The 8,547-nt window shown below is 62.2% G+C and carries 11 protein-coding genes; 4 read left to right on the forward strand and 7 right to left on the reverse strand.

Going from position 1 to position 8,547, the window contains the following annotated elements:
- From L3X40_RS20035 to merT, 5 genes are all read right to left on the reverse strand, one after another.
- Window positions 1-191 (reverse strand): hypothetical protein (locus L3X40_RS20035; RefSeq protein ID WP_445177221.1); only part of this gene is annotated, 191 nt, incomplete at its 3' end.
- A 105-nt stretch (window positions 192-296) separates the two neighbouring features.
- Window positions 297-668 carry a mercuric resistance transcriptional repressor MerD gene (gene merD, locus L3X40_RS20040; protein WP_237367157.1) on the reverse strand — a complete coding sequence of 124 codons (372 nt, stop codon included), beginning with the start codon at window positions 666-668 and terminating at the stop codon, window positions 297-299.
- A gap of 17 nt (window positions 669-685) precedes the next feature.
- Entirely contained in the window at window positions 686-2,377 is a 1,692-nt protein-coding gene (gene merA, locus L3X40_RS20045) for a mercury(II) reductase (RefSeq protein ID WP_237367158.1), read from the reverse strand.
- Window positions 2,378-2,386: 9 nt separating this feature from the next.
- Window positions 2,387-2,665, reverse strand: a complete 279-nt coding sequence (merP, locus tag L3X40_RS20050) for a mercury resistance system periplasmic binding protein MerP (RefSeq protein WP_237367159.1) — start codon at window positions 2,663-2,665, stop codon at window positions 2,387-2,389.
- Between the two features lie 12 nt (window positions 2,666-2,677).
- The gene (gene merT, locus L3X40_RS20055; RefSeq protein WP_445177222.1) at window positions 2,678-3,043 is read right to left on the reverse strand and encodes a mercuric ion transporter MerT; all 366 of its coding nucleotides are present in this window, start codon (window positions 3,041-3,043) and stop codon (window positions 2,678-2,680) included.
- A 79-nt stretch (window positions 3,044-3,122) separates the two neighbouring features.
- Between merT and merR the strand changes: the two genes are divergently transcribed.
- The 4 genes from merR to L3X40_RS20075 all read left to right on the forward strand — a co-directional run bounded on the left by merR (window position 3,123) and on the right by L3X40_RS20075 (window position 5,461).
- Complete coding sequence (gene merR, locus L3X40_RS20060) at window positions 3,123-3,524, forward strand: Hg(II)-responsive transcriptional regulator (protein ID WP_445177223.1); 402 nt, start codon at window positions 3,123-3,125, stop codon at window positions 3,522-3,524.
- Window positions 3,525-3,886: 362 nt separating this feature from the next.
- Window positions 3,887-4,237, forward strand: coding sequence for a hypothetical protein (locus tag L3X40_RS20065; protein WP_237367160.1), 351 nt, complete (start codon window positions 3,887-3,889; stop codon window positions 4,235-4,237).
- Window positions 4,238-4,295: 58 nt separating this feature from the next.
- Window positions 4,296-4,637 carry a sigma factor gene (locus L3X40_RS20070; RefSeq protein WP_237367161.1) on the forward strand — a complete coding sequence of 114 codons (342 nt, stop codon included), beginning with the start codon at window positions 4,296-4,298 and terminating at the stop codon, window positions 4,635-4,637.
- A 128-nt stretch (window positions 4,638-4,765) separates the two neighbouring features.
- Window positions 4,766-5,461: a Bax inhibitor-1/YccA family protein gene (locus tag L3X40_RS20075; protein WP_237367166.1), complete on the forward strand. Its 696-nt coding sequence runs from the start codon at window positions 4,766-4,768 to the stop codon at window positions 5,459-5,461.
- Window positions 5,462-5,476: 15 nt separating this feature from the next.
- On the opposite strand, the gene L3X40_RS20080 is transcribed toward L3X40_RS20075, so the two are convergent.
- Window positions 5,477-7,126, reverse strand: a complete 1,650-nt coding sequence (locus L3X40_RS20080; protein WP_237367162.1) for an acyl-CoA dehydrogenase family protein — start codon at window positions 7,124-7,126, stop codon at window positions 5,477-5,479.
- A gap of 213 nt (window positions 7,127-7,339) precedes the next feature.
- On the reverse strand, window positions 7,340-8,137 hold the full coding sequence (locus L3X40_RS20085) for a cyclic nucleotide-binding domain-containing protein (protein ID WP_237367163.1): 798 nt from the start codon (window positions 8,135-8,137) through the stop codon (window positions 7,340-7,342).
- Window positions 8,138-8,547 lie beyond the last annotated feature (410 nt).

An 8,547-nucleotide genomic window follows, 5' to 3' on the forward strand; every position in this document is an offset into this window, starting at 1 on the left:
TCGTCAACAACAACCAGCCCGTTCCCGACGTGTTCTCCAAGATGACCAAAATCGCAGCTTCGGGCCGACTGGGCCAACAAGGCGAGCAGAAGAGGCAGGTGGCAGGGACAGGTCAGCACTGCCAGTGCGCTCCAGATGTAGGCCCGGGTTCGCGAAGGTCCTGAGACGCCAATGCTAGCAGGTTTCCGCATGCTGCTTTGCGCTCCATGAAGGACGATGCGGCGCTGGCCGGGCGCATTTGCGGCGACCCACCCAGCCAAATGCGCCAGTGTGAGGATGTTTCGGGCTCAGGAGGCTCATGCATGGCGATATCCCTTGGTGGTGTCGGGCGTCATCGCGGAAATCACCTGCTCCATTTGCCGGTCCATTGTGGACAGGGCCATGCACCGTGCGACAATTCGCGCACGCACGCACTCCAGAAACTCGACGGCATCGCTGCCGCCGTCGTCCAGTGCATGACACAGCCTGGTCAGCTCATCGAGACCAACCCCCGCCTCGAACAGGCTGCGCACGAAGCGCAGCCGCTCGAGCGCCCGATCGTCGTAGAGACGATAGCCGTTCTCCGAGCGACGCGCCGGGCGCAATAGCCCGCGCAGCACATAGTCGCGCACGACATAAACGCTGACACCGGCTTCATTCGCCAGTTTCGAGATCGTGCAGATGTCCATCCGGCCTCTCCTTTGCGCTATCCGGCACAGCAGGACAGTTGCTTCACGTCCTTGCGAAACGTCTGCGCGGCGAGCTTCAACCCCTCGACCATAGTGAGATAGGGGAACAACTGATCGGCCAGTTCTTCGACGGTCATGCCCGCGCGGATCGCCAGCGCCGCCGTCTGGATGAACTCGCCTGCCTCCGGCGCCACTGCCTGCACACCGATCAGCCGTCGGCTGCCTTCCTCGATGACGAGCTTGATGAAGCCGCGCGTGTCAAAATTGGCGAGCGCGCGCGGCACATTGTCGAGGGTAAGCGTGCGGCTGTCGGTTTCGATCCCGTCATGGTGCGCATCCGTCTCGGAGTAGCCTACCGTGGCGACCTGCGGCTCAGTGAATACGACTGCCGGCATGGCGGTCAGATCGAGCGTGGCGTCGCCGCCCGTCATGTTAATCGCAGCGCGTGTGCCCGCCGCGGCTGCGACATAGACGAACTGCGGTTGGTCGGTGCAGTCGCCCGCGGCGTAGATGCCGGGCACGCTGGTTCGCATTGCCTGATCGACAGCGATGGCACCTTGCTTGTTCACTTCGACACCGGTCGCTTCGAGGGCCAGGCCGCGCGTGTTGGGTGAGCGGCCGGTGGCGACCAGTAGCCGATCAGCGCGCAGTTCGCCGTCTGGGAACCCCAATACGAATTCGCCGTCGCTATGCGCGACCTGGCTGGCCTGGGTATGCTCCAGCACCTCGATGCCTTCGGCCCGGAAGGCTTCGGTGAGCGCTTCGCCAATGGCCGGATCCTCGCGGAAGAACAGCGTGCTGCGCGCCAGGATCGTCACCTGGCTTCCGAGCCGGGCGAAGGCTTGCGCCAGCTCCACCGCGACCACAGACGAGCCGATGACCGCCAGGCGTTCAGGGATGCTGTTGCTCCCCAGCGCGTCCGTGGATGTCCAATAGGGCGTGTCCTTGAGGCCTGGGATTGGCGGAATCGCCGGGCTCGCACCGGTCGCGACCAGGCAGTGATCGAACGCCACCTCGCGCTCGCTTCGGTCAGCCATGTGCACGATCAGACTGTGATTGTCCTTGAACCTGGCCTCACCGTGCAGCACGGTGATGGCGGGATTGCCGTCCAGGATGTTCTCATATTTGGCGTGGCGCAGCTCCTCGACCCTGGTCTGCTGCTGGGCCAGCAGCCGCTCCCGCAGAACCGCCGGCGGCGTCGCCGAGATGCCGTCGTCAAACGGGCTTTCCTGGCGAAGATGAGCGATATGCGCGGCGCGGATCATTATCTTCGATGGCACGCAGCCGACATTGACGCAGGTGCCGCCGATCGTGCCGCGCTCGATCAGCGTCACCCGCGCGCCTTGCTCGACAGCCTTGAGTGCTCCGGCCATCGCGGCCCCGCCGCTGCCGATCACGGCGACGTGTAGCATCTGCTCGCCGCCACGTTCCTGCTGCGACCCGGCACCCAGCAAGCTTCGTGCCTTGTCGAACAGGCCGAGAGGCTTGTGTGAGGGGGCCGCCGCCAACGCGCGATAGCCAAGCGCCGATACCGCTGCGATCAGCGGTTCGGGACTTACCCCCATGTCGGTTGCGACCTCGGCCTGTCCCTTCGGGTAGGAGACGGCCGCCGCCCGCACGCCGGGCACCTTCTCCAATGCCTGCTGCACCTGATCGGCGCACGATGTGCAGGTCATCCCGTCGATGCGCAGTGCGATTGCCTCGCTCATGCCGCAGCCTTACTTTTTCACCGAGGAAGGATAGCCCGCGTTTTCGGTGGCCGTGGTCAGGGCTTGGGCATTGGTCCGGGCGTCATCGAAGGTCACGACGGCCTCGCGGCGCTCAAAGCTGACCTCAGCCTTTTCGACGCCTTCCACCTTGCGGAGCGCCTTCTTGACCGTAATTGGGCAGGCGGCGCAGGTCATGCCGGGCACAGACAGGGTGACTGTCCTGGGAGCGGCCCAAGCCGGCGCGGCGAGCGTGGCAGCCAAGACGGCAAGGATTGCGAATTTCTTCATTGAGGTTTCCTTTCAGTAGAACAGCGGCAAGACGTAAGGGAAAGCGAGAGCGAGCAGCACCAGCGCCGCCACAATCCAGAAGATGATCTTGTAGGCTGTCCTCACCTGAGGCACAGCGCAGACGTCGCTAGGATCACAGGCCTTTGCCGGACGGAAGATACTCCGCCACGCGAAGAACAGCGCAATCAGCGCCGCGCCGATGAAGACCGGACGATAGGGCTCCAGCACGGTCAGATTGCCGATCCAGGCGCCCGAAAAGCCGAGCGCAACCAGCACGAGGGGGCCGAGGCAGCAGGTCGAGGCGAGAATGGCGGCAATGCCGCCCGCAGCCAACGCACCGCGCCCCTTCACCGGCTCCGACATGGGGGTATCCGACATAAGTCTCCTTCCGCGAACCGACTCGATGCTGTAACGCTACCTCCGGACTTAGGTACGGAGTCAAGCAGGAGGAATCGGTTTGGACAATCTGACCATCGGGGCCTTTGCCAAGTCGGCCGGGGTCAATATCGAGACGATCCGTTTCTATCAGCGCAAGGGGCTGCTCGTCGAGCCGCACCGACCCTATGGCGGCATCCGGCGCTACGGCGAAGTGGACGTGGCGCGCGTGAAATTCGTGAAGACTGCCCAGCGCCTGGGCTTCAGTCTGGACGAAGTCGGGCAGCTATTGAAGCTGGAGGATGGTACGCATTGCAGCGAAGCGGCTGAAATTGCCGGCGCGCGGCTTGCGGATGTGCGGGCGCGGCTCGCGGACTTGGTCCGCATGGAGGCCGCGCTCTCGCAACTGGTCAATGAATGTGATGCCCATCATGGCGACGTTACCTGCCCATTGATTGCCACGCTACATTGCCGCGTGCCATAAATGTTCGCAACATGTTCTCTCTTAGCGTTATTAAGCGTACTCTCCACGCTACGCCCTCATTATAGGCATTTCGAAGCGGCCAAATAGGTTCGGTTGAAATCGGTGGCAGGCGCGACAGGGGACCACGGCACCCTTATTTTCTGTTCGGTCCACTTTCCGAGTCCACCCGTAGGCCAAGCAAGGTCCGTCCGTCGCGCCGAGGCATTGTGAACTGCTTGGTCGAAGCGCAGGCGTACTGCACGGGCAACGAACCCGAGTCACTGCCCAAGCCCTTGGTGAAGGTCACGATTACGTAGCCGCCCGTAATGCCCGTCGCCCCGATAGGGGCCAGAAAAACATTCCGGCAATTGGGAGAATGAGGCATGTCTCATGCGCTTATCATCGATGACAACATGATCGTCAGTCGCGCGATCCAGGATCGACTCTCGTCACTTGGCTTCCGCTCGTTCGATCAGACCTGGACGGAAGAGCTAGCCGTTGCGGCAGCGACGCGGCGCGCCCCCGACCTCGTGGTCGTTGGTGACTCGGTCGAGACGGGTTCGGCCTTGAGCGCAGCCCGGCGCATTTCCAAGCAACGCAGCATACCCATCCTGATGATCACTGCGGATCCGGGTCGGTTGCTCCAGCGTATCCCCAAGGACACCTCGTTCGACGGTCCATTCCTTCTCAATGAGATCGAGGCTGCCGTGGCGCTGAGCCATGCTTCCGGCTGATCATTTTCCCCGCATGGACGCATCTCTTGTCCCCAAAATGCATGATGGAAGCATAGCCATGTTCAACACATGTTCCCGCAACGAAATTCACGCCGAGGATAGCGCCTCCTTCAGCGGGGACGAGGCAGGTGAGACGAAGCGCCGCCTCGTGCGCAAGGAACTGGCTTGCAGCTACCAGCGCTACCGGGCCTTGGCGGCGAGGCGGTTGCGCGATGAGGTGGCCGCCGACGACGTGGTGCAGGCGTTCGCGCTCAAGGCCATGGAGTGCTTCGAGCAATTGCGTGATGCCCGGGCGGTCCATGGCTGGCTTCGCCGCTTGTTCGAAACCACGCTGATCGATTTGGAAACGCGCTGTCAACGCGAGGTGGCATCCGGCGAGCCAAACGCCACAGGGCTGTAATTTGGGACGTGTTCGAACGTCTTTTCAGCTGGTGTTGCCGATGCCCCCGGCGGGCCATCAAAGGATGAAGGAGATTGACAATGGCAGACCCCTTGAGACCCGCCGCACCTCCGACGGCTCGTACTGGAATGGGAGTGCCAACAGCCGTCTTCGACGCCGGCCTGCGGTCTTACATGCTGGCGATCTACAATTATATGACCAGTGGCGTGCTGCTTTCTGGCGTGGTCGCACTGCTGGTAGCCAGCAACGTGTCGGTGCGATCGGTATTCTTCGGTGCCAGCGGTTCGCCTACACTGCTCGGATGGATCGCGGTTTTCGCCCCATTGATTCTCGTCTTCGTGCTCGGATTTGGCATCAACCGGCTTTCGGAAACGACCGCCAAATCGTTGTTCTGGGTCTACGCCGCGCTCATGGGCGTGTCTCTCTCGACAGTGCTTTTCGCCTATACGGGCGTGAGCGTCGCTCGCACGTTCTTTGTATCGGCGGCGGCGTTCGCTGCTCTGAGCCTGTGGGGCTACACCACGAAGAAGGATTTATCGGGCTTCGGCACTTTCCTGATCATGGGATTGGTGGGGCTGTTGATAGCTATGCTCGTCAACATGTTCCTTCGCTCATCCACGATGGACCTGATCGTCAGCGCCGTCGGCGTCCTGCTGTTTGCCGGTCTCACGGCGTACGACACCCAGAAGCTCAAGAGCATTTATTTCGATGTCGCGGGCAGCGAGTTTCGGGGCAAGGCCGTCGTCATGGGCGCACTGACCCTCTATCTCGATTTCATCAACCTGTTCCTGTTCCTGCTCCGTTTCATGGGGGACCGGCGCTAACGTGAAGGGCGGCGTTCATGCATCGATCTGTTCCGGTATGGGGTCCATGGGCATCGCACGCGTTATAACGACCAGCGCGTCGGCCAAGCCGGGCGTCGCACCGTAGGTAAGCCCCCGGGCATCGAGTCGCGTCCTGCAGAAGATCGGTGCGAGGGGACTCTCCGCCAAGAGAAGTATCGCCGCCTGTGCAGCTAGCGCCAGCTGTTCCACCAGTTCCCTCGCGCGGGCTTCCTCGCAATGGTCGAGGTCGATGTGGCTCAGCCACCGGTCATAACTCGCTTCCCGCCCGGCAGGCTCTGCAAGAAAGTCTCGAAGCGCTTCCACCGCCTCGGGCTCGCGCTGCAGAACCCGGAGCAGATCGAGCGCGATGATGTTGCCCGAGCCTTCCCAGATCGCGTTGACGGGGGATTGCCGGAAATGGCGGGGCATGGGGCCGGTTTCGACATAGCCATTGCCACCGAGGCACTCCATCGCCTCCGCGACAAAGCCCGGCAGACGCTTGCAGATCCAGTATTTGGCGACGGGCGTGAGCAGCCGTGCCAGCGGGTCGCCGGCGTCGAAGGTTGCGGCGATCCGGAAGGCGAGCGCGGTCGCTGCCTCGCTTTCTACCGCAAGATCAGCGAGCACCGCCGCCATAGCCGGATGATCGGCGAGACGGCGCCCGAAGCTTTGGCGATGCTGCGCGTGCCAGAGTGCTTGCACCAGCGCGGCCCGCATGGTTGCCGCCGACCCGACTACGCAGTCGAGGCGCGTGTGCTGCACCGCCTTGAGTATCGTGGCGATACCGCGCCCTTCCTCTCCGACGCGCCAGGCGAAAGCCCGATCATATTCGATCTCCGCCGTCGCGTTCGACTTGTCGCCCAGCTTGTCCTTGAGCCGCACGATCCGGAAACCTGCATTGCGCTGGCCATCGGTCAGCCAACGCGGCACGAGGAAACAGCTCAGGCCCCTCTCTGTTTGGGCGAGGGTCAGGAAGGCATCGCTCATCGGCGCCGAGCAGAACCATTTGTGTCCGGTAAGCACGAACGTCCGGCGCGCGCCATCAGCTGGCTCAGCGCGAGTGGTATTGGCGCGCAGGTCGGAACCACCTTGCTTTTCCGTCATTGCCATGCCGATGGTCACGCCCGCCTTGTCGGCAGCGGGCCGCGAAGCCGGGTCATAACGGGCGGCGAGGATGCGCGACACCCATTCCTCGGCGACCGCGGGTTCCTTCCTTAGAACCGGCACGGCGGCGTAGGTCATCGTCATCGGGCAGATGGTGCCGGCGTCCACCTGCCCAAGAATGTAGCTCATGGCGGCGTGAAGCACATGGCCGTGCGGCGTGCCATCCCAAGCCGCCGCAGCGATGCCATTACCAAGTCCCAAGGTCATGAGTTGGTGATAGGCCTGATGAAAGTCGACTTCGTCGATGCGGCGACCCTGTGGATCGTAATTTTCGAGCGTCGGGACATGGCGATTGGCTAATGTGCCCCACTCGTCTACCTCAGCCGAAGCTGCGCGGCGGCCCAGGCGTGACAGGCGCCTTCCGTGCTGCGCGCCGCCTGCCCTTCTCACCGCCTCAGCCAAAGCCCGGTCGGCGGCAAACCAATTGCCGCTCCCCAAGGCCGGTGTCTGATTGAACACCTCATGCGTATCGGGCGTGGCGAGCGGCTTTGAGACAGGCATGGTCGTCTTCTCCGTTCCATCCGGGCACGCGCAGCGGAGCAATGCTTCAGCGCCGCTGAACGCCTGGTTTTCGTTCCCGCAAATTCGGCGCCGTCATTGCTGCACTTGAGCGGCATCGCCCGGAACGTAGGAGGCTATTGCTATATTTGGCGTCCTCCAGCCCGAAGTTCAAAACACTTTCGAATTTTTCCCAAGCGACCGGCGGCGATGCATTTAATCATCGCGCGTTCCCTCATCAGCGATGGTAATGAAAAACACAAAAGGCGAACCCTTTCCGCCTGCGACCACCTCATTTTCGCCTGCGACAAGCGGCGCCTCATCCGAGCCGAAATGCTCACCGATAGGTCGGCCATTGACCATCGTTCCCAAAGTGCTGCGAAGGTCGCGGACATGATAGCGCCCGTCATGACGAACGATCGCGAAGTGGTTGCGCGACAACCTCAATGGAACGTGATCCTGAAGCTCGAGGTGCGGTTCGCGTGGCGGTGCCTGCTCACCTGATAGAACCGCCCTCCCGACCAGGAACGGAACCGTGCCAACATGCAGCGGTTCGGGCAACTGCCGGCGCAAATCCCCGGAGTCGGCCGCCAGAATGACGTCCCGCACTGCGAGGGCTTCACCGAGGCTATTCCTGGCCCCATGTGGTCGGAGCCTTTGCTCATCTTCGACGATGCGGTCTTCCAGATCGTGGAGTCGATGGCAGAGTCGTTCGATCAACGCACGCGCGTCCTCGGGGGAGTAGCTGATTCGATCGAGAAATTCCGCCGCGCCGATGAACTCGACTTCTCCTTCGGTCACGGCACGCGCCGTCGCGCTGCGCTGAGCGCGATTTACAACAACGCCCATCTCGCCGAGGACTTGGCCGCCGTGGATCGCCCCCAGAACGATTTCCGTACCATCCCGCCGACGCAGGACTTCGACGCTTCCGCTGCGAACATAGAAAACGCCCTCGACGGCGTCGCCTTCAGTGAACAGAATGTCGCCACTTCCGAATTGCCTGCTGCGCGTCATCACGTCCTCCAATTATAGCTTGCATTGCTGGTCGAAGGCGATTCGGAAGCGGCGATCGCCGTTCGGAAGGACGCATGGGGCGCGGAGCGATTACAGGTGTCTGGCGCACGATTCTGCCGAAGTGGAAGGTGGTTTGGCAGCACGCCAAGGAACTTGCGTGCAGTGGCAATGCAATCTGGAAATGATCGTCGGGCGCTGGCATCCTTTCGAACAGCAGTCCCGAGGGCCAGAAGTCCCCCCACAGGCACTTAAGCCGGAAGCCATGTGGTCGTGGTGGAGAGCGACCGAACAATGGGTGTGATCTCGCAGCTTCTCATGACATCGTCGATCCTCAGAGCCCAACCGAAAATTATGTTGAGTGATTTCAGCGAGCTGTGATTCTCTGTGGTTTAGGAAGACTACGGAGGATC

It is taken from the genome of Rhizorhapis sp. SPR117 (genome assembly GCF_021742065.1).